Source organism: Cognatishimia sp. F0-27 (assembly GCF_020667845.1).
In the GTDB taxonomy this organism is placed as follows: Bacteria; Pseudomonadota; Alphaproteobacteria; order Rhodobacterales; family Rhodobacteraceae; genus JAFMPQ01.
Genome location: NZ_JAFMPQ010000040.1, coordinates 1 through 21,804, shown reverse-complemented (window position 1 = coordinate 21,804; position 21,804 = coordinate 1). Strand labels below are relative to the sequence as shown.

23 protein-coding genes are annotated in these 21,804 nt (G+C 62.8%); 10 read left to right on the top strand and 13 right to left on the bottom strand.

Features of this window, described 5'->3' with window-relative positions:
* Positions 1 to 37: 37 nt before the first annotated feature.
* Positions 38 to 739 carry a transporter substrate-binding domain-containing protein gene (locus tag J1C49_RS18160; protein WP_227447262.1) on the bottom strand — a complete coding sequence of 234 codons (702 nt, stop codon included), beginning with the start codon at positions 737 to 739 and terminating at the stop codon, positions 38 to 40.
* Between the two features lie 177 nt (positions 740 to 916).
* Here J1C49_RS18160 and J1C49_RS18155 point away from each other — a divergent pair, with 177 nt between their 5' ends.
* Together J1C49_RS18155 and J1C49_RS18150 are read left to right on the top strand one after the other, a co-directional pair.
* Positions 917 to 1,648, top strand: coding sequence for a PIG-L deacetylase family protein (locus tag J1C49_RS18155; protein ID WP_227447261.1), 732 nt, complete (start codon positions 917 to 919; stop codon positions 1,646 to 1,648).
* Complete coding sequence (locus tag J1C49_RS18150) at positions 1,645 to 2,316, top strand: 4-carboxy-4-hydroxy-2-oxoadipate aldolase/oxaloacetate decarboxylase (protein ID WP_227447260.1); 672 nt, start codon at positions 1,645 to 1,647, stop codon at positions 2,314 to 2,316. Before J1C49_RS18155 ends, J1C49_RS18150 begins: the two co-directional genes overlap by 4 nt.
* Before the next feature lie 713 nt (positions 2,317 to 3,029).
* On the opposite strand, the gene J1C49_RS18145 is transcribed toward J1C49_RS18150, so the two are convergent.
* Positions 3,030 to 3,890, bottom strand: a complete 861-nt coding sequence (locus tag J1C49_RS18145) for a formylglycine-generating enzyme family protein (RefSeq protein WP_227447259.1) — start codon at positions 3,888 to 3,890, stop codon at positions 3,030 to 3,032.
* A gap of 230 nt (positions 3,891 to 4,120) precedes the next feature.
* Here J1C49_RS18145 and J1C49_RS18140 point away from each other — a divergent pair, with 230 nt between their 5' ends.
* The 4 genes from J1C49_RS18140 to J1C49_RS18125 all read left to right on the top strand — a co-directional run bounded on the left by J1C49_RS18140 (position 4,121) and on the right by J1C49_RS18125 (position 8,942).
* A complete protein-coding gene (locus J1C49_RS18140; RefSeq protein ID WP_227447258.1) occupies positions 4,121 to 4,609 on the top strand; it encodes a DUF1269 domain-containing protein in 489 nt (162 codons plus the stop codon).
* An 81-nt stretch (positions 4,610 to 4,690) separates the two neighbouring features.
* On the top strand, positions 4,691 to 7,015 hold the full coding sequence (locus J1C49_RS18135) for an arylsulfatase (RefSeq protein WP_227447257.1): 2,325 nt from the start codon (positions 4,691 to 4,693) through the stop codon (positions 7,013 to 7,015).
* 56 nt (positions 7,016 to 7,071) lie between these two features.
* On the top strand, positions 7,072 to 8,772 hold the full coding sequence (locus J1C49_RS18130; protein ID WP_227447256.1) for a SulP family inorganic anion transporter: 1,701 nt from the start codon (positions 7,072 to 7,074) through the stop codon (positions 8,770 to 8,772).
* The gene (locus tag J1C49_RS18125; RefSeq protein WP_227447255.1) at positions 8,772 to 8,942 is read left to right on the top strand and encodes a hypothetical protein; all 171 of its coding nucleotides are present in this window, start codon (positions 8,772 to 8,774) and stop codon (positions 8,940 to 8,942) included. Before J1C49_RS18130 ends, J1C49_RS18125 begins: the two co-directional genes overlap by 1 nt.
* A 429-nt stretch (positions 8,943 to 9,371) precedes the next feature.
* Here the strand turns inward: J1C49_RS18125 and J1C49_RS18120 are convergent, their stop codons facing one another.
* From J1C49_RS18120 to J1C49_RS18100, 5 genes are all read right to left on the bottom strand, one after another.
* Positions 9,372 to 11,717 carry a S41 family peptidase gene (locus tag J1C49_RS18120; RefSeq protein WP_227447254.1) on the bottom strand — a complete coding sequence of 782 codons (2,346 nt, stop codon included), beginning with the start codon at positions 11,715 to 11,717 and terminating at the stop codon, positions 9,372 to 9,374.
* Between the two features lie 208 nt (positions 11,718 to 11,925).
* Entirely contained in the window at positions 11,926 to 12,429 is a 504-nt protein-coding gene (locus tag J1C49_RS18115) for a hypothetical protein (RefSeq protein ID WP_227447253.1), read from the bottom strand.
* Entirely contained in the window at positions 12,426 to 12,728 is a 303-nt protein-coding gene (locus J1C49_RS18110; protein ID WP_227447252.1) for a hypothetical protein, read from the bottom strand. Before J1C49_RS18110 ends, J1C49_RS18115 begins: the two co-directional genes overlap by 4 nt.
* Before the next feature lie 123 nt (positions 12,729 to 12,851).
* Complete coding sequence (locus J1C49_RS18105; RefSeq protein WP_227447251.1) at positions 12,852 to 13,169, bottom strand: hypothetical protein; 318 nt, start codon at positions 13,167 to 13,169, stop codon at positions 12,852 to 12,854.
* Positions 13,170 to 13,339: 170 nt separating this feature from the next.
* Positions 13,340 to 13,504, bottom strand: coding sequence for a hypothetical protein (locus J1C49_RS18100; protein WP_227447250.1), 165 nt, complete (start codon positions 13,502 to 13,504; stop codon positions 13,340 to 13,342).
* Between the two features lie 462 nt (positions 13,505 to 13,966).
* Between J1C49_RS18100 and J1C49_RS18095 the strand changes: the two genes are divergently transcribed.
* Genes J1C49_RS18095 through J1C49_RS18080 form a run of 4 tightly spaced genes read left to right on the top strand, consistent with a single transcriptional unit; the run spans position 13,967 to position 15,578 of the window.
* Positions 13,967 to 14,575 (top strand): hypothetical protein, encoded by a 609-nt coding sequence (locus J1C49_RS18095; RefSeq protein WP_227447249.1) that lies wholly within the window; start codon positions 13,967 to 13,969, stop codon positions 14,573 to 14,575.
* A 27-nt stretch (positions 14,576 to 14,602) separates the two neighbouring features.
* Positions 14,603 to 14,914, top strand: a complete 312-nt coding sequence (locus tag J1C49_RS18090) for a hypothetical protein (RefSeq protein ID WP_227447248.1) — start codon at positions 14,603 to 14,605, stop codon at positions 14,912 to 14,914.
* A gap of 25 nt (positions 14,915 to 14,939) precedes the next feature.
* Positions 14,940 to 15,209, top strand: coding sequence for a hypothetical protein (locus tag J1C49_RS18085; RefSeq protein WP_227447247.1), 270 nt, complete (start codon positions 14,940 to 14,942; stop codon positions 15,207 to 15,209).
* Between the two features lie 15 nt (positions 15,210 to 15,224).
* Positions 15,225 to 15,578: a GlsB/YeaQ/YmgE family stress response membrane protein gene (locus J1C49_RS18080; RefSeq protein WP_227447246.1), complete on the top strand. Its 354-nt coding sequence runs from the start codon at positions 15,225 to 15,227 to the stop codon at positions 15,576 to 15,578.
* Between the two features lie 314 nt (positions 15,579 to 15,892).
* On the opposite strand, the gene J1C49_RS18075 is transcribed toward J1C49_RS18080, so the two are convergent.
* The 6 genes from J1C49_RS18075 to J1C49_RS18050 all read right to left on the bottom strand — a co-directional run bounded on the left by J1C49_RS18075 (position 15,893) and on the right by J1C49_RS18050 (position 21,519).
* Entirely contained in the window at positions 15,893 to 16,786 is an 894-nt protein-coding gene (locus tag J1C49_RS18075) for an SdiA-regulated domain-containing protein (RefSeq protein ID WP_227447245.1), read from the bottom strand.
* Positions 16,779 to 17,564 carry a hypothetical protein gene (locus tag J1C49_RS18070; protein WP_227447244.1) on the bottom strand — a complete coding sequence of 262 codons (786 nt, stop codon included), beginning with the start codon at positions 17,562 to 17,564 and terminating at the stop codon, positions 16,779 to 16,781. The genes J1C49_RS18075 and J1C49_RS18070 overlap by 8 nt, the downstream gene beginning before the upstream one ends.
* 29 nt (positions 17,565 to 17,593) lie before the next feature.
* The gene (locus J1C49_RS18065) at positions 17,594 to 18,589 is read right to left on the bottom strand and encodes a metallophosphoesterase (protein ID WP_227447243.1); all 996 of its coding nucleotides are present in this window, start codon (positions 18,587 to 18,589) and stop codon (positions 17,594 to 17,596) included.
* A complete protein-coding gene (locus J1C49_RS18060; protein ID WP_227447242.1) occupies positions 18,579 to 20,003 on the bottom strand; it encodes a hypothetical protein in 1,425 nt (474 codons plus the stop codon). The genes J1C49_RS18065 and J1C49_RS18060 overlap by 11 nt, the downstream gene beginning before the upstream one ends.
* Before the next feature lies 1 nt (position 20,004).
* On the bottom strand, positions 20,005 to 20,649 hold the full coding sequence (locus J1C49_RS18055) for a hypothetical protein (RefSeq protein WP_227447241.1): 645 nt from the start codon (positions 20,647 to 20,649) through the stop codon (positions 20,005 to 20,007).
* A 135-nt stretch (positions 20,650 to 20,784) separates the two neighbouring features.
* Positions 20,785 to 21,519, bottom strand: a complete 735-nt coding sequence (locus tag J1C49_RS18050) for a heparan-alpha-glucosaminide N-acetyltransferase (RefSeq protein ID WP_227447240.1) — start codon at positions 21,517 to 21,519, stop codon at positions 20,785 to 20,787.
* Positions 21,520 to 21,804: the final 285 nt, after the last annotated feature.

Below are 21,804 nucleotides of genomic sequence, written 5' to 3'. Positions count from 1 at the left end.
CGATCGGCCTGTTCAAAATCGCCTCACTCCACCGCGCTCACACCAAACGCCCGGTCTCCGGATTGTCCAACGCATGCGCGACAAAGCCCTCCGCGATGGCCTGTTCAACGAACGCGTCCAAGGCCGCGATCAGCGGGTTGTCGCGCCCGGGCAAGACCATGGCCTGCGAGACGCTGGTAATCTTCCCCGACAAGATCTGGAAATTGGCATCTCCACCAAACGCGCCCTCCAACGAGGCACGCACACCGGCGACGAGGTCGCACCGCCCGGCGCGGAATTCCTCAAAGCTTTCGGGTGGCGTGCCGGAATGCTCCAACTGGGCGTGGCGCAGATTTGCGCGGAGATGCATGTCATAGGCGGAGCCGGTCGATGTCAGGAGCTTGACGCCTTCGCGGTCCGCCTCCGCCGCATCCCGGATCTGTGAAGACGCACGCGCGGCGTATGTCGCCTCGATCACATGATACGCCCGGGTAAAGCTCACCCGCGAAGCACGGGTCGCGTCGATCGCAAGGAACGCCACGTCCCAGACATCGCGCTCTGCATCGGCGAACACCTTGCCTGCGCCGTCGTAGATCACCGCCTCGATCTTTAGGCCAAGACCTGTGCCAAGCCGCTGCGCCAGCGCCGGACAGACGCCGCACAGCACGCCGCCCTGAGATGTCACCAGCGCCTTGTTCGCCGTATTGATTGCCACACGCAGGACGTCGCCCGCGGCTATTCCAGCCAGATCCTGCCGCATGTCTTTGGAGCCCCTGCGCAATGCTCGCCTGTCATCGGTGACAGACTTAGTAACGCCAGGCCGCGCCCCACGCACACCCCAACGGTCCGAATTCTTTTGGACCAGGACCTGATTTGTGTTTCCCGCGGCGCCGGTCTCATGACTATTATCGGCGTAGATGATCCGGGGGCATCGTTCATGGCAGACAAGAAGACCGCGTTGATCCTATCGGCCCATGCCGCCGATTTCGTTTGGCGCTGCGGCGGGGCCATCGCCTTGCATGCAGAACTTGGGTACGAGGTCACCGTCGCCTGCATGTCCTTTGGTGAGCGCGGTGAAAGCGCGAGATTGTGGAAGGAGGGCAAGCTCTTGCAGGAGGTCAAGGCCATCCGCCGCAGCGAGGCGGAAGCGGCCGCGAAGGCCTTAGGCGTCCATGCGCTGGAATGCTTCGATCTTGGCGATTACCCGTTGGAGCTGAACCGGGACGACAAGTTCAGGCTGGTCGATCTGATCCGTGCCGTCCAGCCCGACTTCATGATGAGCCACAGCCAATATGACCCCTACAACACCGATCACATGTATATGACGCAGATCGCGTTGGAGGCGCGGATGATCGCGCAGGCCTGGGGCCACAACCCCGGCGAACAGGTCCTCGGCGCGCCACAACTCTACCTGTTCGAGCCGCATCAGACCGAGCAGATGGGCTGGAAACCGGACACATTTCTCGATGTCACGTCCGTGTGGGACAAGAAGCGCTCCGCCATGGAGGCGATGAACGGTCAGGTGCATTTGTGGGACTACTACACACGCGTGGCACAACAGCGTGCAAACCACTTCAAACGCAATTCTGGCGGTATGTCGGGCGGGCGCGAGTGCAGGTATGCGGAAGGCTTCCAAAGCGTCTTTCCGCGCACGGTGGATGCGCTTTGAGCGTCGTTGTTCAGAACATCGAGCGCGCCGACCAAGAGGTCATCGACGCGCTGGCGAATTGCGGCGTGGCGACCGTGCACGAAGCCCAGGGCCGGATCGGCCTGCTCGCCTCCTACATGCGTCCGATCTACCGGGGGGCCCGCGTTGGTGGCTCTGCCCTGACGATCCTCGCCCCGCCTGCGGACAACTGGATGCTGCATGTGGCGATCGAGCAGCTACAGCCCGGCGATGTCATGGTGCTGGCGGTGACCGGGCCTTCAGATGCCGGGTATTTCGGCGATCTGCTGGCGACCTCCGCCATGGCACAGGGCTGCCGGGGTCTGATCATCGATGCCGGTGTGCGCGATGTCGTGGAGCTTGAGGATATGGGCTTCCCGGTCTGGTCCAAGGCAATTTGCGCGCAGGGGACGGTCAAGGAAACACTGGGCTCCGTCAATGTGCCCGTGGTCTGCGCCGGTGCCGCGGTGGCACCCGGTGATGTTGTTCTGGCCGATGACGACGGGGTCTGTGTGGTCAAACGCGAAGACGCGGCTGAGGTCCTTGAAAAGGCGCGCGCCCGCCTCGCGTTGGAGGAGGAGAAGCGGCAGCGCCTGGCCTCGGGAGAGCTGGGCCTCGACATGTACAAAATGCGCGAACGGCTCGCGCAGAAGGGCCTGCGATACCTCTAAGCCCCATGGCACGCCGCCGCGCAGGGCTCGCACTCCGGCAACGCTGTCCCACGACCGAACCGGTGCGATACCTGAGAATGGATGCTTGGGAGAGATCGCCTGCGGTCGCGGATAGGCCCGGAGCGGATCTCAGGATCGTGCGCGCGTCAGCCATGAAGCTCGGGAGCAGACAGGGGTCGGTTTCGGGTGATGCCTCTTCCGTCTCGTCTCGCCGCTGCGCAGCCGAGCTCTCCACCGGGCGTATCAGCAAGAGACTGAAGTCAGGACAAAAGTCAGGACAAAGCTTTGGCCGCCGCGCGCCACCCGGTTCGATCTCCCGAGCATCGGCAACACTTTCCCGAAGGGAGACCCGGATGCGTGCCCTCATGGCGCGCCGGACGAACGACAGGGTGAAGCGCTTCATTCCGGTGAAGCCTTGCGACCCCGCGATCGGTCCGACTGCCGTCTCGGCAAGCTTTGGCAAGAAGGGTGCACCGGCCAGCCCGAGACCGCTCGAAACCCGGTCGTCAAGCGAGAAGACCCGCGCGATGCCCGGTAGCGGCGACGGGGGCGAAAACGACATGGGCCAAGCGTATCAGGGCCAGGTTGCGGACGTTTTGGCGCGGGGTGATGACCCGCTGAAAAGCCAACGCGAGCCCCAATGCGGCTATGTCGGCAACGGCGAAGACGAGAATGCCACGTCGTGCGAAAGACCCAAAGTGTTCAGCGGCGGGTCAGAGATCCCGCGCCACCCGAAAACCGATATTGCCGGCGCTGCTATCGGGCGTGTTGGCACTCCGGGCATCCACCCGGTAACGACGGCAGTAACTCGCGTGACACAGGTAGGAACCGCCGCGCATGACCCGCGCCTGCCCTCGATCCGGTCCGCGCGGATTGTGCAGGGGCGAGTTGCGGTAGGTATCGGTAGCAAACCAATCCGCACACCATTCCCAGACATTGCCTGTCATCTCGAAGAGGCCAAAGCCGTTCGGCGGAAATGTCTGCACCGGACAGGTGCCGGCCCAGCCATCCTCCTCCGTATTCTCGCCGGGAAAGCGGCCCTGAAACACGTTCATCCGGTGCGCGCCGTTCGGCTCGAGTTCGTCACCCCAGGGAAAGGGAGCATCTGCGTGGCCGCCGCGGGCGGCGTATTCCCATTCCGCCTCTGTTGGCAGCCGCGTGCCGCTCCACGCGCAAAACGCCATCGCGTCGTGCCAGGTGACGTGCACGACAGGGTGATCCATGCGGCCTTCGATGTCCGATCCCTCGCCCTCCGGCTGCTTCCACGACGCCCCGAGAACCTCGCGCCACCAAGGGGCCGCCGCAACGCCCCGGGTCGGTGGAAAATCGTCCGGCAGCAGGCCGCCAAACACGAAAGAGGCACCAAGTCGCTCGGCATCGGTTCGATAACCGGTCGCGGAGACAAAAGCGGCGTAATCCTCGTTCGTGACACATGTCGCTGACAGGCCGAACGGGTCAAGCAGGACCTCGTGGCGCGGTCCCTCCCCGTCTTGGGCGTAGGATCCAACGCCCTCATTTCCCATCCAGAAGGCCCCGCCGGACAAGGTGACGGTTGCGACATGTGCGTTCGCCAACCGGGCTTCTGATGCGATCTCCGTTCGCGGTCCTTTGCCGGTTCCGGGTGCAGCCTCGGGCGCGCAACAGGACTGACGTTTCTTCACAACCATCTACCCGAAGAAACACGAGCCCCAACCGCATCCTGTGCGACGACCGGCCGAGTGCTGAAAACCAGGCACAAAGAGTAGAAAGTGTCATAAATCATGGCCATAGTCAGCGTAATGTAACCAATGCAAGGATGATTCGCATGGCCAATCTCATCGCGGTCACATTCGACGATACCAAGACGGCATTCGATCTGCGCGCAGCGCTCGTCGAACTCCAATCCGAGTATCTCATCGAGATGGAGGACATTGTTGTCGTCACGCGCGAAGAGAACGATAAGGTCAAGCTGCATCAACCCGTCAATCTGACCGCGGCAGGCGCGGCCGGCGGCTCCTTCTGGGGGCTCCTGATCGGAATGGTCTTCCTGAACCCGCTGCTTGGTGTCGCGGTCGGGGCTGGTGCCGGTGCACTGTCCGGCAAGCTCACCGATATCGGGATCAATGACGAGTTCATGAAAGAACTGGGCAAGGGCCTACCCGAGGGCGGCGCGGCCGTGTTTGTGCTGGTGAAAAAGGCAACAGCGGACAAGGTGCTCGACCGGCTGGAAGCCTTCCGCGGCAAGGGTAAGGTCCTGCAGACTTCGTTGACAAAGGATAGCGAGGAAGAACTGCGCACCCTGCTTGAAGGCTGATGCCTGACACGGCGCCCCCCGTCCCCGGATGCGCGTTTCGCCGCGATGCTGACCAAATTCTCAAGCCCAGAGGATTGATTAATGACCGAGCCTTTCAAGGGGACGATCTCCCTCGACGTCCGTGACTCAAAGCCCGATTGGGCGCCTTTTTTGCCGCCGCAGGCGCAGGACGGCGCACCAAACGTGGTCTATATCGTTTGGGACGATGTCGGCCTCGCGGCGTTTTCCTGCTTCGGTTCGCACATCGTCGAAACGCCGTCGATGGACCGTCTCGCCGATATGGGTATCCGGTTCAGCCAGTGGCATACGACGGCGCTGTGCTCGCCGACTCGCGCCTCGCTTCTGACCGGGCGGAACTGCCACCGCAACGGCATGGCCTGCATCGTGGAAGGCGCGAACGGCTTCCCCGGCATGAGCGCCGTCATCCCACCCGAGAACGGGTCGCTGGCCGAGATCCTGCGAGACAATGGCTATTCGACCTACGCGATCGGGAAGTGGCACCTGTCGCCGGATACCGAGACACACCAAGCCGCGTCACGGCGCACATGGCCGACCGGGCGCGGCTTCGATCGGTTCTACGGGTTCCTCGGCGGGGAAACGAACCAATGGTATCCCGACCTTGTGCATGACAATCACGATGTCGAACAACCCTACATGCCCGAGGACGGCTACCATCTGTCCAAGGATCTCGCAGACACGGCGATCCGCTTCATCGCGGACACCAAACAGGCCGATCCCGACAGGCCCTTCTTCCTCTACTACGCGCCGGGCGCCACCCACGCGCCGCACCACGCTCCAAAGGCGTGGATCGAGAAGTATCGCGGCAAATTCGACGCGGGCTACGAGCAATACCGGGTCGACGCCTGGAAGCGGATGCTCGAGATGGGGATCCTGCCCGAGGGCACAGAGCTGTCCGAGATCAATCCTTGGGATACCGATGTCATCAACGCTGTCGATCTCGTGCATCCATGGGACAGCCTGAGCGACGACCAGAAACGGTTATTCGCCCGTATGGCCGAGGTCTATGCGGCCTATCTCAGCTACACGGATCACGAGATCGGTCGGCTTCTCGACTACCTAGAAGAAGCCGGAGAGCTCGACAATACGGTCTTCGTGGTCGTATCCGACAACGGCGCCAGCGGCGAAGGCACGCCCGACGGATCGGTCAACGAGAACAAGTTCTTCAACAACTGGCCGGACGACCTGAGCGAGAACCTGGCGAATATCGACAAGCTCGGCAGCCCCGATACCTACAACCATTACCCGACCGGTTGGGCCTGGGCCTTCAACACACCCTTCAAGATGTTCAAGCGGTTCTCGCTGGAGGGCGGGATCGCGGATGCTTGCATCATCGCGCACAAGCCCACCACGGGTGCGGCAGGCGGCGAGATCAGGCATCAGTATCACCATGCCGTGGACGTGATGCCGACGATCCTCGACATCTGTGGCGTGGAGGCGCCGCAAAAGATTGCAGGCGTTCCGCAATCGCATATCGACGGCGTCTCCATGCTGCCCTCGATCAAGGATGCTGCCGTGGAAAGCGCGCGGGTTACCCAGTATTACGCGATGCTGGGCACGCGGGCAATCTATCACGACGGTTGGAAAGCCGTTGCGCGGCACGGCGCCCTGACGGGCAAGGGCAAGTTCGAAGACGATACCTGGGAGCTTTATCACATCGAGAAGGATCGCACCGAATGTCATGACCTTTCGGCAGAGCACCCCGACAAGGTCGCGGAGATGGTCAGGATCTGGAACGAGGAAGCCGCGAAGAACGACGTTCTGCCGCTCGACGACCGAACCGCCCGGGAGCAGTTGACCCTGTGGCGCCCCGGTCCGAAGGAGCGCGACAGGTATATCTACAAGCCGGGAACGGCACCGGTGCCGGAATCCGTCGCGGTCAACGTCCGGGGGCGCTCCTTCGCCATCGGGGCGGAGTTGCACGATGTCACGGCCGATGTCGAGGGGGTGATCTTTGCCCATGGCTCCCGGTTTGGAGGGCATACGCTCTTCGTCAAGGACGGATACCTGCACTACGTGTACAACTTCCTTGGCTTCGATGAGCAACGGGTCAGATCAAAGGCCCGCCTGCCCGAAGGTCACGTGTCACTCGGCATGGCCTTCGAGAAGACGGGTGAGAATCCGAAATTCGTTCCAAACGGCACGGTGACGCTGCACATCAATGGCGAGACGGTCGCTGAGGGCACGATGCGCACCCAGCCGGGCAAGTTCACCCTGTCGGGCGACGGGTTGTGCATCGGATATGACAGCGCCGACCCGGTCTGTCCGGATTACGCCCCGCCGAACCATTTCAAAGGCGGGCGGATCGGGTTCGTGGCGGTGGACGTCTCGGGCGAGCCGGTGATCGATCTCGAGAAGGAATTCCATGCGCTGCTGGCCCGTGATTGAGCGGGGTCATCTCCAGGCGGCCCGAAGGGATGCCGCCGATTACGGATCGGCCACCCGTGTCTGATGCCGGTGCGAAACCCGGCCTGAAAACCTTGGTTCCGGACTTGCGCGCGGGCTTCACGGTTGCGCTGGTTTCGATCCCAGAGGGCATGGCCTATGCGCTGGTCGCGGGCGTGAACCCGGTTTACGGGCTGTATACCGGCATGGTCACCACTATCGTGGCGGCCGCCACGGGCAGCACGTCTCGCCTGATCGTCACGCTGACCAATGCGCTCGCGCTTGTGGCAGGGGATACGCTTGCCGATTTGTCGGGCGACGTCGACCCGATCACCGCGCTGTTCACGCTGACCTTCATGGTGGGCGTGATGATGGCGCTCCTCGGCGCGCTCAGACTGGGCAGCGTGATCCGCTTCGTCTCCAAGGAGGTGATGACGGGCTTTATCTTCGTGACGGCTTTGCTGATCGTTCTGGGTCAATTGCGGCATCTGGTGGGCTACAGCTCCGAGTTGGACAGCAACCGGCTTGTGAAAGCTGCAGACATCTTGTGGCACTGGCCCCTATGGGATTGGCCGACTGCCTTGGCGGGCATGCTCTCCATCGCGGCGTTGCTGGCGCTCAAGCGCAGTCCGGCACGCGGGTTTGCGGATTTCCTCGTGATCGTGTTCGCTGCCACACTGGTCTGGGCGGTTGGTCTGCAAAGCGTCGAAATCGCCGCAGACATCGCCACGGTTCCAAGCGGCGCCAGCGCCCTGCCAACACCGGTGTTGCCGGATCTTACGCTCATCCCGCTGCTCTTGGGCGGCGCGCTCGCAGCCACAGTGGTCGGCCTGTCGGAAAGCTCCGGTGTTGGGGCGGCCTATCCGAACACCAACGGCACACGGACGAACATGTCGCGCGACTTTCTGGGCCAGGGCCTTGGGAACATCGCAGGCGCGTTCTTTCAGGCGATGCCGGCCGGTGGATCGCTCTCGCGCACCGGAATCAACGCGTCGGGCGGAGCGCAAACCCGCGTGGCCGGGATCGCTTCCGGCGTCATGCTCGCACTGATCCTCGTCGTTGCAGGAAGCCTCGCCAACCTGATCCCGCTGACCGGGCTCGCCGCCCTCCTCATCGTGATTGGTGTCGAGGTCATGTGGAAGGAAGGCCGGGCGCTCGTTCGGGCATGGTCGGTGTCCCGCCTGTCGACGGCCATGGCAGCGGTCACTGTTCTGGTCGGCCTGTTTGTCGACTTGACGGCTGCGATCTTTGCGGGCGTTTTTCTTTCGCTGCTGCTTTATGCGATCAAGGCCGCGCAGGAAGGACGCCTCGTCGAAATCGTTCGGACACCCGAGGGGACCTGGGAGGAAACCGCGACGATCGCGCCGCTGAAGCCCGGCGATGTCCGCGTATTCGAACTTGACGGACCGCTTTACTTTGCCAGCGTTTACGATTTCGACCGGCTTCTGCCCGAGCCCGGAACGACCCAAGGGGCGACCCTGATCCTGCGGGTCCGCGACCGGAGCTTCGAAAGCCTCACCGGGCTGGATTGGCTGGAGGGATACGCCCGCGCCGTGAAGGAGGCCAGAGGGCAGCTTGTCCTGACGGAGGTCGCCCCTCCGGCGATGGAAATACTCGGGTCAAAGGGCCTCGTCCCGGAGGTGCTGCGCGCCTATCCGGCGGAAACGGTGCGGTTCCTGGCGACAGAGAAGGCTCTCATTGATACACAGAAGGCGACCGGCACGCCGTCGCCGGATACTCGAATGGAAAGGACCACGTGATGCATTTTGATTTCGCACACGCCATCGTTGCTGCAATTTTGATGTACGCCGTGTTTTACGGGATGGAACGGTCCGGGCTTTATGTTCGGCGCAAGGACGGCGGTCCACGTTGGAGCTGGCCGCTTTTCGGAGCGGTTTTTGTGGTCATGGCCATATTCAATCTGCTCTAGCCATTTGTGCACTAGAGCGCTGCCGGTCCAAGGGTGCGCAACGATGCCCGTCCAGCGTGCACCGCGCAGCGCGAGATTGGCTGACACACCGTCCCGAGTTTACGTCAATTCTCGATAATTCGCCGGCGTGATAGCCGAGGCGTGGTTTATCGGGTCATTCGGCAGAGCCGCAGGGCCCTGCCGGGGCGCTGATCCGCTTCTTACAGAACCATACTGTCCGCATCCAACCCGGCGAGAACGCCCGGGACAGGCTCTGGATCGCGTCACCGGTCAAAGCCAACTGCTCGGCGAATATCGAAACTTGCGATTGTCAGTCTCTTGGCACCACACCTTGGTCGCGCGGCATCACCAGGTGACTGTCGCTCCGCGCAAACCGAAACCACAGTGGCGGCCTTCGCCGTTAGCGGCAGAAGATGTAGAGGACGCCCGTCAAGGAACGCTCTGGGACCTATCCAGTTGCAGGACACGGTATTCGTCATCCTCCGCAATGATGTATAGGTCCTCTCCGTTGAAATCGATGGCGTTCGAAGACGTCATGATGCGTGCGAACGCGTCACCTCGTGATGGCTCCGGACAGAGCGCAAGCGTCGCGGGTCCCGGTGTCAGCGTCAGCATCGAGTCCTCCAGCGTCCAGTCGCCGCTGACGCGGTTGCAATCGGCCTGCATCGTGAAGCCGCCATCTTCGGAGAACGTGACTTCGTATCTCTCCGGGGCATCGATTTCGACTTCTTCGAGATCTGTCGTGGCGGCCATGGTCCAGATCCAGGGTGTGGATATCAGTTTGAGGCGTGGGTCGGACAAGGCGGCGATCACGTCAAACGCGGCATCCATCACCGGGTCTTCGCCACTGCGGACGGCTGCGAGGGTCTCAAGCGTCACCGGAACGCGGACATCGGGAACGACGCCGGCTGCCTCGAGATTTGGCTGGTCCGATCCAGGGAACGTCGTGCGCCCGGCGGTATATTGAAACGTGATCTCCTCTGGCATTGCGATCCTGTCGATGAAGCCACCCGCCCCGAGGGACGCGTGCTGCCCGACAACAACGGCGCGGTCGAGGCGCTGGAGATGCTGGGTGAAGTATTCGCAGGCACTGGCACAGCCCTGGTCGATCAGAATGACCAACGGACCGGTGAAGGCCAAATCGGCGCGCGGTGCATGAAGCGTTCTGTCCGCCGCAAATTGCCGGACAAACCCACCAGCCTCCATATCATATGCATAGGTATCAAAGGGCTGCTCGGGCATGGGGTTGTCTTCTTCGAAGAAATACGACGCCATGACCTGATAGAGTTCGACCAGCCCGCCCCCGTTTCCGCGCAGGTCGAGGATCATGCCGGTGCTGCCCGTCTCGGCCTCGATCTGAAGCGCCTCTTCGAGCACCGCGATCTTCGACAGCATATGGTCCGAGAAGTTGCGCCAGGAGACGATGGCGACACCACCGACGGAAGAGAAATCGATCGGCATCGCCGACTTCTCCGGTTCTGACGATTCAAATGGCACCATGTAGTCGCCAGCCGTCATTTGGACGGTTTGAGCGTCCTGTTCGCCCGCGTTGCGGAAGGTGAACGAAACCTCCGCCCCATCGGAAAAGCTGAACAAACGGGGCGCCCTCAGATAGGGCTGCAATTCGGCCACACCGGTCGCTTCGATCAACGGCAGTGTCGCGAGATACTCGCGCACAGGCGTGCCATTGACCGCGAGGATTTCCGTGCCTGCCGTCCAGCCCGCCTCTGCGGCGGGAGATCCTTCGGCGACCCGGCTGACGACAATCCTGTCACCGGGCAGGATGCCGGCGTCGGGGTCAGACACGACCAAGGCCTCGGCACCGACCCCTGCGCCAAACCGAGACAGCTCGGCGTCCTGTTTTGCAGAATTGATCGCCGCGTTCAGAAAACCGGCACTGGCTGCGGTATGCGTGTCCTCGAACGACAGCGCCATGTCATTCAGCGCAAGAAAGAAGGCTCCGGCGTCACCGGCAGCCGCCGCAGCCTCCACATCTGGCCGATAGGTCGCGGAGACAGCGTCCCAATCAATCTCCCGGAACTCGGAATAGGCGTAGTGGGTGCGCAGATGGTTGATCAGCGCGTCGAACGCTTCGACATAACCAAGGCCCGAGAAGTCGGGTGACGCCGCATCCGCCGCTTCGATCGTGTTGATCTCCGGACGCGGATCGGTCTCGACGGTAACGTCTCCCTCAGCGCCCAATCTGGCGACAGACCAACCCTGCGGCACATTCTGATGCGGATCGTCCTGCGTGAACCACGTGCCATCGTCACCCCAACCGGCAGGAAAAGACTCAGCACCATCTTCGGAGAACAGCAGCAGGGCCCCGGTCTCTATGGCACCGGTCGTTTGGTCGAGCAGGATCGAGAACAGCCCACCATATTGTTCGAGCTGCTCGAGATAGCTATCGGAGGACAAATTCGGTGCTGAGACAAGAGTGAAGACGCCCAGGGCTGCGGTGCCATCGCCGTTCATGTCCAAACGACCACCCGGGGGAACGATGGGGAGGTCGATCCGGTATCGACCCTCGCCGGTGAAGAGCGGGTCGACAAACCGTCCGAGAACCTGATTGTCCGCTGGGACGAAGCGGTCGAAGCGACCGGAGACGATATCGGTCGCATCCATCAATGCGACCGAAGGGTTTGGCCAATACTGCGGCTGGAAGATGAAGCTCTCGGAGGAGACGACACCTTCGATCGATATTGGTTCGGCATTGGCAACCGCAGTGCTCGCGAAAAAGAGCGCTGCGTATGAAAGGAGCTTTTGTCGTCTCATCAACGGTTCCTCAAGCTGTTTTGACGTTCAGACCCTTGGCCGGGTGTAATCGCCAAATCTCTTGGGTTGGGCTTACACTGTATGACGCATTCCATGATCGCTTTTGCACGCCGCGTAAGTGCGAAGCACCACACTGGGTCACTCAGATTGGGGCACCTATTCGGAGAATTGAGCAACTCCTTATCGCATGGGCAGTTTCCGACGCGATTTACGGCGATGCGACGACGCCGGCGGGCAAGGTGCCGTCACAGAGGAAAGCGCCTTTTCCGGAAGTTCCCTCGATCTCGAAAGAGTCCTCGCCAGGTGCAAAGATCATGAACAGGGCGATCGCCTGATACACGACGTCGCCACCCGGCAGATCCAACTCTCTGCGCAACTGCAACGTGTTCGTTGTGACAGAGCTGCCCGAAGCAGCGGCATTGGCCGTGCAGAGCCCGTTGACGCATGACCACAGGTTGTCCTCGATGATGTCTTCTTCACCAAGAAAGAGCGCGAGGCCGTCGGCTTCTGCCGCGTCACGTGCCGCAATGCGCAAGGGTTCGACATTCAGGTTTTCGGCACCTGCTGTTTCGGTCCAAGCCATTGCTCCGGTGCATTGAACAACCGAACCACCGAGCAGCGCCTCCAGGGAGGCATTTGCGCTCGCAATCGATGGAAGGAGTGAAGCGGTCAGGAGCGAGACCCCGACCATTGGTTTCATCAAAAAGCTCATCCGGCTGCCTCTCTCAGTTCTTGCATGACACTATCACAGGCCGCCGCGGTGCCCACGAGCGGTGTCGGACGGTCTTCTGCGGACATTCCAGAGAGCTGTTCTCCTGCGGCGGCAACGATCTCGTCAGCTTGCTCGGCTGTGATCAAGCCGGCCTCTTGCGCCGCGCCTATCGTCGAACAAATGCCCGCCGACAAGCCGGTCCCCACGCCAACGCCCATCATCGCTCCGCCTCCCAAGATCAGCGCGCCTCCGGCGCCCACAACGAGCCCTACGATCAGGCCGATAATCAGTTTTCCCATTTGGCTGCCCTATGCTTCGACTCGACATCACAAAGATCATATTGGTTCTGGCCGAAGCCGTAAGTCCCTCACCTGTTCCAAGCGACTGGCCGAACGAAGCCACCCGCTGGATCGATCGTTTCATCAGAGGAAGTCCATACCGGTAAGTCGTATCGGTTGTGTCGTGCTGCCATCTTTATAGGCGATGCATTCCCACGGCGCCCGGATGCTGCCCACACCGACAACCACCCGCGTACCGGCTTCCGAGACGTCAGAGCTGATAATGTCGGTTTCGTTGTTTCCCGTCGTTCGGGTCACGGCGGCCAGGCAGGAAACACGGGCCTGCTCCTCAACGGCGTTCACGGACATGGCCGGACTGGTGCTTCCCGTGTCTTCCACGCATCCAGCCAGCGCCGCGGCGGCCATGACGGAAAGGGCAAGTCTTGCTTTCGGGTTTTTCATGCAATCTCTCCTTTTGACGCGAGCGGCGGGGCTTCAGCCCCCTGAGACGTCGTTCCCTTGCAAGGCGATAGACAGACGATGGATTGGCACATCGTCGAGCCTCTGCGGAACCACTGCGACCCCTCGACGCATCAGCCAGTGCCGGGCGCAAGGGTGACGCCGCAGCGGTCTCAGTTGCAAGCCGGGAAATTGGCGCGATCTGCTTCGGTCACATCCACCGGACAGTCCGTTGCACGGTTCGCTTCCGAGATATCCGCCTCGGTTGTAAAGGATTGCTCCTCGACACATCCCGCCAGCGCAACAAGGATGACGGAGACGGCGAACAGATTTTTCATGGGTTTTCCCTTGGAACTGTCTACGTCTGGTTGTGTTGGAATGCGTAGCACCACGCCCTTCGCGCGAGCAAGGTCGAAAGAACCAGACCGCTCTGGAAAGGAAAAACCAAAACCGGCTTTTCCGTCTCGATGCCTTCAATCGGCCAGATGGCGCGTGGGATCGATGGCCCATGGCCACGGCCGAAAAGCCCCTGCGCCACCAGATCCGGCTGGACCATGGCAACGGGCGTCTGACCGCGGTGGATACCGGCGCGCGGCTGTCGACCGGCCCTGCACACAAGCGGCGCACAAAAAACAGGCGAGCGCCGGCATTTGCAGCGGTTCGTCTGTGTCTGCGTTGCGGCAATGAATGGCCGGTCACACCCACAATCGTGGATTGTCTGCTTGTGGATAGGCGGGATGCTGAGTAGCGTCCAAGAATAGAACACTGGAACATATCCAAGGAAAGCAGGGAGTTGTGAGATGGCATTCAGGGAACGCGTTGCGGCAGCGGCCACAATGATTTTGGTTGCGAGCCCGGGATTTGCAGCCGAACAAGACGCCATAGACGGGTGCATCGATCAACTCCGGGTCGTCGGCGGGCCAGATGGTCAGTCCGGGGAGGTGTTGAGCTCGGAGTTCTCTGAAGCCGCGACGCTGGTCATGCTGCGCGACCTGGGCGGCACGACGTGGCGCTGTCTTGCCTACTCGGATGGCACGGTCGGGGAATTGACCGTGGCGAGTGCCGCCGACGATGGCGGCGGTGCCATGGCCGGGGCATCGGACACGGTGCGCGTCCGTTTCGACGCAGGATCGACGGGAACCGAGTTGAGCGACGCGCTGGCGCCGGGCGCCTCTCGGAAATACGTCATCGGCGCGGCTGCCGAACAGGATCTCTATGCCCGCGTCGCGGCGGACGGGCCAACGCTGGACTACCAGATTTTCAACCCGGACGGGTCGTTCCTGCTGGACCGCACTGGCGGCGACATGGAGTATCGCGGCGAGCTTTGGCAATCCGGCGACCACGTAATCGAGGTCATCAACCGGACCGGCGCAGAACAAAGCTACAACCTGATCATCGGCATTGAATGATCGCCCTCTGAAAAAGGACCTCAAGATATGAACAGCATCTTCAAAGCGGCTGCCGGTTTCGCGGCCGTCGTGACACTTTCAGCGTGCGTCGAAGACACCGGCAGCGCGTCCGGCGGCGCCTCGACCAGCATGCCATCGGCAGCGGAGCAGGCCTGCCTGAGGGACGTGACGCGCACAACCAACAACGGCGACGTTGTGCTTTTGTCATCCGAGTTTTCGCAAGCCGGCACACAAGTCATTGTTGGTGTCGGACCGCAGCGCGCCCGCTGGAGCTGCATTGCTTACAGCGATGGGACAACGGCGGGCATCACGTCCCTGACCAACGAAGGCACGCTGTAATGCAAAAGCTGGGGGCGGCATCCCGATGAGGGCCTGCAAGATCATTGTCGGCCTGTTCGGACTGCTTTGGGTCCTTGCTATCGCGCTCTTCCTGATCGGACAGTTTGGCCTGTTCGGTCAGGACGCCGATCCTCTGGCGGGCGTGTTCCTCGTCCCGCTTGGTCTTCCGTGGAACCGCTTTATCGACATCGCCCCAGAAGCGCTGTGGCCCTGGCTTGCGGCCTTGGCCCCGCTCATCAACCTTGCGCTGCTTTCGATGATCTGCCGCCTTTTCGGTGGCAGATCCACAGATTGACGAATGGACTGCACCATGACCCATACCAAACTCTCGGCGTCCATCGCCATTGCCGCAACCGCAGCAAGCCCGGTGCTTGCTCAGGATCAAGCCGCCGAGGCCGTGGGGGCGGGTATTGGCCTTGTCATCGGTCTGACCATCGCGATCGTAGTCGGTGCCGTTGTGGGCTGGCTGGCCAGCCTCATTGTCAAAGGCTCCGGGTCGGGACTGTTCAGTGACATCCTGATCGGCATCGGCGGGTCGATCGTGGCCAGCTTCCTGTTCCCTGCCCTCGGCCTGACCTTTGGTGGTAACGTGATAGCGGCGATCCTGTCTCCGTTGCTCGGGGCGGTGATCCTGCTTCTGGTCATCAAGCTCATCCGGCGCTGACCGCTTCGGCCCACAACCACGGGACCTTTCGCCAAAGACAGGCGAAAGGGACCATACCGCGATGGTGGCCCTGCACCTGCGTAAAGGTCACCCCGCGCGCCCGCCGGGATCGTCGGCAGTTCGACAATCAGCACATTTGATCGCAAAGCCGGCGGCCTTGCATTCCACCGCGAAAGCCTCGCCGTCCGCGGCGCAGATCACGGCGCCGATCCTGTCGATGGCACCGACGCAGCGATCTTCAATCGAGTTGAGCCCCCGAGACGGCCCTGCCCTGCGCGTGCTCCGCGCGAGCGCCGGGACCGGCCCGGTGCCAGTCATTCCGCCTTTGGCGTTTCCAGCTCGTAGCGGTGCAGGCGGGAGCGCTTTCCGTCATCGGTGATCACCAAAAGCGCCGCCCCGTCGGCGTCCAGCGCGACGCCTTCGGCATTTTCGACCGCGCGCACCTTGCCATCTGACAGCCACAGAAGATCAAACCGCCGCGCAGGGCGCGCGCCCAGTTCCCAGAAAAACAGGCATTCCCCGGTATCGCTGGTGAGCCAGAGCCCACCGCGGCGCGCATCCCAGACGAGGCCGGACACGTCGAGACGCCGCGCATCCGCCGCGGGGGAGACAAATCCGCGCGCTTCGGTCAGGGGCGTCACCGAGAGGATCTCGTCGAGCGTCGCCGTGAGCGTGAGCAACAGTCTTGGCCCGCGCTCATTGGCCACAAAAACCCGGCCGGTTGCCGGGTCGATGGCGAGACCTTCGGGGCTGAGCCGCTCCGGCTGCCCGCCAAGCGCGTCCCGCAACAAGGCCGCGCCGCGCATCTCCAGAAGCGGGTGTTCCACCGGGCGCTCTGCGCTATCGGGGTCAACCTCGAAAACCGAGCCACGCCGCTCTGACAGCACAAGCACGCGCCCCGGTCCGGCCACCGCGACCGCCTCGGCATCCTGCAAGTGGCGCAACTTGTCCGATCGCGCCACAATCCGCCCGTCAGCGTCGATCCGAAAAAGCCGTTCGGTATCATCGCTGACGGTCCAGAACGTCCCGCTTTCGGGATCGAGGGCAAGCCCGGAGGGCTCCTCGAGGCGCGCCTTGCCATCAAAAACGCTCACCGACCCGCGATACACCAGCTGATCCGGCGCCTGTGCCGGAATTGGCGCGGTCCCGGCGAAAAGCCCTCCACCACCAAGCAGCGCCACGGCGATCCAGCGGTGTGGCTCAGTCAAGGTGCCAATCCACGACACCGGCGTCCGGACCGCCCTGCACTTCCGTCATGGCCTTGATCAACCCGCTGCGATCGTCCGACCTGCGGCTGATCACGCTGTATTGCGCCACCGGCTTGAACCGCGTCTTGGTCATGGCCCCCACCGCGAACCCCGCCTGAGCCAGGTGCTCCCGAAGCCGCAGCATCGCTTGATGCGGATCGGCCTTTTCGTCGAATTTGACCTCAAGCGCGAGCGTCTCGGCCCGGCCAAAGATCCAGATCACCCCCCAGGCCGCAACGGCGGCGATCAGAGCCATGACCGGCAAATCCAACCCCGTTGCCAGACCGATCAACGCGACGATGACCAGCTTTCCGGTGTCGGTGATGGAGGTGGACCCCATGCGGAAACGGAACAAGCCGCCGATGCCGAAAATCACGAACCCGATGAGGTAGCCGTGATGCAGAACGAGGAACCCGGTCAGCATCCCGATGAAGGAATACAGGAACATGCCCTTGCGGATATCGAGGCTTGCGGCGGTTCTGTCGCGGCCAAAATGCGCCGGATGAAACACGAGCAGCGCGGTCAGCAGCGTCGTTTCGAGCAAGGTGAGCGCAAAGTCGAGCATCTCCGGGATGTTGGTGATCTGCGACCAGCCGCCGCCGCGCAACTCGGTCGCGGCCTCGATGGTGAGCGCGCCTTGCGCAACCTGTGCGAGGGCGGCGACAGGCGCCACGCAGACAAGACCTGTCGCACCCGCCACAAGCGCGGTGACATATTTGGAAATCCTGTTTTGACCCATCACGCAGTCACTGTCCCGTTTTTCGTTTATCAGCGGCCCGCGTCGAGCGCGCGTTGCCAGCGGACACCGGCCGTCGGGGCGATGTCCAGCCTTTCGATGACCCGCATCGGCGATTGCACTGCTTTGGGCAAGCCGGAAATGTCGACCGATGTATCGAACCCGGCTCCGCGCAGGGCCGAAACCCGGATCGCCCCGTCCTCCGCGATATCCAGAAGGGTGATGGCACGCTCGCTCGTCTGGGTTGTGCCAATCAGTCGGCGCGGCCCCGAGCCGAGACAGGCCTGGGACACGACCGCGAGCCCGTCGACGACGCCCGGATAGAAGGCGTGGTGATGCCCTGACAGATGAAGGTCCACGCCCATGTCGCGGAACAGGGTTTCGAGCGCCCGGTCGCCGATCACCTCGGTTTCGCGCCCGATGGCGAAGGGCCACAGGGGCAAGTGGCTGAAGACGATGCGCGCCGCCCCGCCCTGCGTTGCACCCCGGAGCCATTGCATCTGCTCTTTTGGCAAGGCGCCGACGGTTGTCACATCCATGGACACAAAGCGCGCAGGACCGAGGTCGAACGCATAGTGAAACGGATACCGGCTCCCCTCGGCAAAACGCAGATCGGGTTTGCGGCGCAGCCACTCCTCCTCATAGATCTGCCGTTCGCGCGCGAAGCTGCGATAGGCGGAGGCATCGTGATTGCCGGGTGTCACTGCCAGCGGGATGCCCGCCGTGGTCAGCGGGTCGGTGACATTGGCATGAAAGCCGCGCCACATGGCACGGATCTGCGAATCCGACAAGGCCGGACGCCGCTGCCCAGCCACCATGTCGCCGGTGGCGAGCACAAGATCGGGCCGGATCGCGATGATCCGGTCAATCGCGACACGCACCGACCGGCGGTAATCCGTCGAGCCGTAGCTGCCATTGAAATCGGAGATGACCGCCACCCGCAAAGGCGCGGCCATCCCTGCCGTGGCGACGCCGATCCACAGCGCGCAGAGCATCGCGCCGCAGAAAAGAAGCGCCCTAGCTGCCATCGCAGGCGACCGTTTCGGCGTCGACCGAACCGGTTTCGAAGAAGCGACGCGGTTTGAGATCAAAACGCAGATCGCCCCGTGTGCAACTCTCCCGCAGGATTTCGGCGGCCAGCGCGGTGTTCTTGACCACCTGCGTCACCTGCCGCTCGCTCAGGCCAAGGCTGTTCTCCAGCCATGTGAAGACCGGCCCACCGGATGTCAGGTCGAGATCGAGCGCCATCAGCTTGCGATACACATCGCCGTCGAAATGGCGCAGCTTTTCGAGCATCTGGGTGGATTTCGCAAAATTGGCATACGCCACGCGACCGCCGGCATCGTTGTCATTGAGATTTGTCCGCCGGAGCAGCATCGCTCCCTCCGGCACATCCCCGTCACCGGGTTCGTGGTGCTTGGCCTTCTTGTGTTTCAGGTCGCCGTCTTCCAGCCAGTAGTAATAGGGCGTGAAATCGATGTTGCCGATCCGGTCCTGCTGGCTGAAGATGAAATCCAGCAGCACGATCTCGGACACTTCCCGCATCCAGAACGCCACCTGCTCCGCAGGCACATCCGGACCCAGATCGCGGTTGATCTGACTATCGCGGCGCGCGTCTTTCAACCCTTTGAGGGCGGCTTCTCCAAGGCCCAGATCGGACCGCAGCGCAAGAAAGGCCGGCGTTTCCTGGAAGTCGAGATTTTGCCCCTTGCCCCAGCCCGACTTGCGGGTGCCGTTCACCTCGGAGCCATAGCGATGCCCCGGGCTCGACAACAGCACGCCGTAGATCTGGGCGCGGTCGGCGGTAAAGATCTCGTCGGTCGGAGAGTAGCTGTCGGGGTTGGCCTCCGCATCCACCAGATGCCGCCAGCCCTCGTGGTTCATACGCCCCGTCCGGCCGGACAGCGACAGACCCGGACGGGCCACTTCGGCCCCATGCGCCTTGGCGTCGATCGTCCTCCAGACGGCAACCGGCACTTTCACGGTCATGTCGAAATAGCGTGAGAAATGGTAGTAGAGCAGCGAGCTTGTGGAGAAGGTCCCGCTTGTTCCCTTCGCATTCATCGTGACCTTGAACTTGGCCAGATCGTCCCGCGCCAGATCTTTCGCCGGTTTGCCCTCCGGGCAGGCGTTGCGCATGAACCCGGCCCGATCATTGGCATAGGGTCCGTCGGAGATGTCATAGACCATCATGCCGGGGCTTGTGCTCCATGTCTTGGGGCACAGGGCAACCGCCGGGGCATAGAAGTCGATGCTGCAATAGGCGGCCTCTTCGTCGAGATCGTCCGCGCTGTAGGTGCCGCCGGGGATCTGCGCGATCCGCACGCAGCGTTCCGTCAGCCCGTTGGGGCTGACAAAGGTGGTTTCGGTGCCCTGCACAGCGTCACTGGCATGCGCGGGAACGGCGATCAGGGCCGCAAAAAGAAAGGCGAGAGGGCGCATATCAGTCCTTCGGGCAGATGGCGGCGCGCTGTGCATCGCTTATGGACAGGGAGGCATCGACCTTGAACCGCTCGAACTTGCCGTCGATCCAGGCGTCGCAGCCGCCCGAACAGGGCGCCCCGTTGCGCGCTTCGTTCCAATACGCCTTGGCGCGGCGTTCGGACCAGCCGCAAAACTGCACCAGAGCCATGGCCGAGAGCGCACCGGAGGAATGCACCCCCCACATGCAATGCACATAGACAGGCCCGTCATTGGACACGATCGTGTCATGGATCGCCTTCATGACGTTGGCCGGACGCGAGGAGCGTGCCGCCTGATAGTTGAAGCTGCCGCCGCCGCAGGAGGTGGTGCCGAAATCGGTGTTCTTGCCGAAATCCGCGTAGAACCCGCGCGAAAACCCTTCGCCGCAGAGTTGCTGGCGCTGGCCCGAGGAGAGGCCGGTGCGCCCCTTGTCCCCACCGGAAAAGCCGCCGCGATAGAGCACGCCGTCCAGCACCGGACGGAAGAACGCGGCGCCATCGGGTGCGCCGGGATTGGAGCGCGCCAGCATTTCAGACTTGCTGGGACCGCCGCTGCGGCTGGTCACGTCCGCCAGAGCGGGCAGCGCCGCAACTGACAGGGCCAAGGCAAGGATGAGTTTCAGCATGGATCAAGGGTCCCTTTCGCGATCTGGATGTGGCGGGGGTCTTCGCCCAGCCGATATTGCCCCGCCACGACGGCATGACGAACCTGCCTGTCTGAGCCCGCACGCGCGGCCCGGTGACGGGCGCATGACCGCAGGTTATGGCGCTGCCCAACGCGTCGCAACCCAGATCAGCGTAAGGAGAACCGGCTGATGGCCAAGATACACCGCAAGGCTATGCTGCCCCGGCCAAGCGACCCACGAAACCCATCGCCCGCTCAAAGCGGCGGGATCGAGCCGCGCGACAGGCACGAGGCGCGCAAAGGCCATGCCACCCAGAAACGCCGCCAACCAGGGCACGAGCGGCACGAGGTCGAGCGAAGGGCGCGTGACCGCACTCAACCCGGTCCACGCCAGCCAAGGGGTCGCGAAGACCTGTCCGCCCAAAAGCCCTTCGCTCAGCAAGACCGCGGTCGCCAGAATCGCCAGCCCCCAGCCCGGCACCCGCAGGAGCAGGACACCGATCAGGCTGCACGCCGCGATGGCATGCAGGATCCCGAAATAGACGAACCGCGCGGGGAAAGCCGCGTAGGTCGCGGCACTCACGGCGCTCGCCGCCAGAACGACCACCGCAAACCGTTTTGCCCAGGGTTTGGGGCGCAACCCTGCGCCATGTGCCACGATCAGGCTCACGCCGGAGAGGAACAGGAACGATCCGGCGATCAGCCGCGCAAAGAGCGGCCAGCCACCGGTCATCGTGTAACCTGACGGTACAAGCCCGAAGAGTTCGAGATCGCGGGTGGCGTGGAACACGATCATCGCCAGAAGCGCCAGCGTCCGGCCAAGATCGAGCCAGAGCAGCCGCCCGGCGCCAGAGGCCGCTCCCGCTGTCATACCAGCCGCTCCTGTGCCGGCTCGTGCCAGCCACGTTCGGCCGGTGCCCGGATCGGGCCGATGTTTGCGGTGCGCCCCGGCGGGCTGTCAGATCTCGATATCGGCGTCACCGATGCCCCCCGTTTCATCCCGATACCCGTCCGGTTCTTGATCCGGCCAAACTTCCGGCCAGAGCGCCCGAAGAACCCGGCGTCAGACCCACGTCAGACCCACGTCAGACCCACGTCAGACCCACGTCAGACCCACGTCAGACCCACGTCAGACCCACGTCAGACCCACGTCAGA

What these genes read in the sequence shown, in the direction of transcription:
- J1C49_RS18155 (WP_227447261.1), top strand. Translation starts at nt 917, where the DNA reads ATGGCAGACAAGAAGACCGCGTTGATCCTATCGGCCCATGCCGCCGAT.
- J1C49_RS18065 (WP_227447243.1), bottom strand. Translation starts at nt 18,589, where the DNA reads ATGGCAGCTAGGGCGCTTCTTTTCTGCGGCGCGATGCTCTGCGCGCTG.
- J1C49_RS18050 (WP_227447240.1), bottom strand. Translation starts at nt 21,519, where the DNA reads ATGACAGCGGGAGCGGCCTCTGGCGCCGGGCGGCTGCTCTGGCTCGAT.
- J1C49_RS18060 (WP_227447242.1), bottom strand. Translation starts at nt 20,003, where the DNA reads ATGCGCCCTCTCGCCTTTCTTTTTGCGGCCCTGATCGCCGTTCCCGCG.
- J1C49_RS18085 (WP_227447247.1), top strand. Translation starts at nt 14,940, where the DNA reads ATGAGGGCCTGCAAGATCATTGTCGGCCTGTTCGGACTGCTTTGGGTC.
- J1C49_RS18110 (WP_227447252.1), bottom strand. Translation starts at nt 12,728, where the DNA reads ATGGGAAAACTGATTATCGGCCTGATCGTAGGGCTCGTTGTGGGCGCC.
- J1C49_RS18105 (WP_227447251.1), bottom strand. Translation starts at nt 13,169, where the DNA reads ATGAAAAACCCGAAAGCAAGACTTGCCCTTTCCGTCATGGCCGCCGCG.
- J1C49_RS18055 (WP_227447241.1), bottom strand. Translation starts at nt 20,649, where the DNA reads ATGCTGAAACTCATCCTTGCCTTGGCCCTGTCAGTTGCGGCGCTGCCC.
- J1C49_RS18120 (WP_227447254.1), bottom strand. Translation starts at nt 11,717, where the DNA reads ATGAGACGACAAAAGCTCCTTTCATACGCAGCGCTCTTTTTCGCGAGC.
- J1C49_RS18070 (WP_227447244.1), bottom strand. Translation starts at nt 17,564, where the DNA reads ATGGGTCAAAACAGGATTTCCAAATATGTCACCGCGCTTGTGGCGGGT.
- J1C49_RS18100 (WP_227447250.1), bottom strand. Translation starts at nt 13,504, where the DNA reads ATGAAAAATCTGTTCGCCGTCTCCGTCATCCTTGTTGCGCTGGCGGGA.
- J1C49_RS18140 (WP_227447258.1), top strand. Translation starts at nt 4,121, where the DNA reads ATGGCCAATCTCATCGCGGTCACATTCGACGATACCAAGACGGCATTC.
- J1C49_RS18090 (WP_227447248.1), top strand. Translation starts at nt 14,603, where the DNA reads ATGAACAGCATCTTCAAAGCGGCTGCCGGTTTCGCGGCCGTCGTGACA.
- J1C49_RS18095 (WP_227447249.1), top strand. Translation starts at nt 13,967, where the DNA reads ATGGCATTCAGGGAACGCGTTGCGGCAGCGGCCACAATGATTTTGGTT.
- J1C49_RS18080 (WP_227447246.1), top strand. Translation starts at nt 15,225, where the DNA reads ATGACCCATACCAAACTCTCGGCGTCCATCGCCATTGCCGCAACCGCA.
- J1C49_RS18115 (WP_227447253.1), bottom strand. Translation starts at nt 12,429, where the DNA reads ATGAGCTTTTTGATGAAACCAATGGTCGGGGTCTCGCTCCTGACCGCT.
- J1C49_RS18135 (WP_227447257.1), top strand. Translation starts at nt 4,691, where the DNA reads ATGACCGAGCCTTTCAAGGGGACGATCTCCCTCGACGTCCGTGACTCA.
- J1C49_RS18160 (WP_227447262.1), bottom strand. Translation starts at nt 739, where the DNA reads ATGCGGCAGGATCTGGCTGGAATAGCCGCGGGCGACGTCCTGCGTGTG.
- J1C49_RS18125 (WP_227447255.1), top strand. Translation starts at nt 8,772, where the DNA reads ATGCATTTTGATTTCGCACACGCCATCGTTGCTGCAATTTTGATGTAC.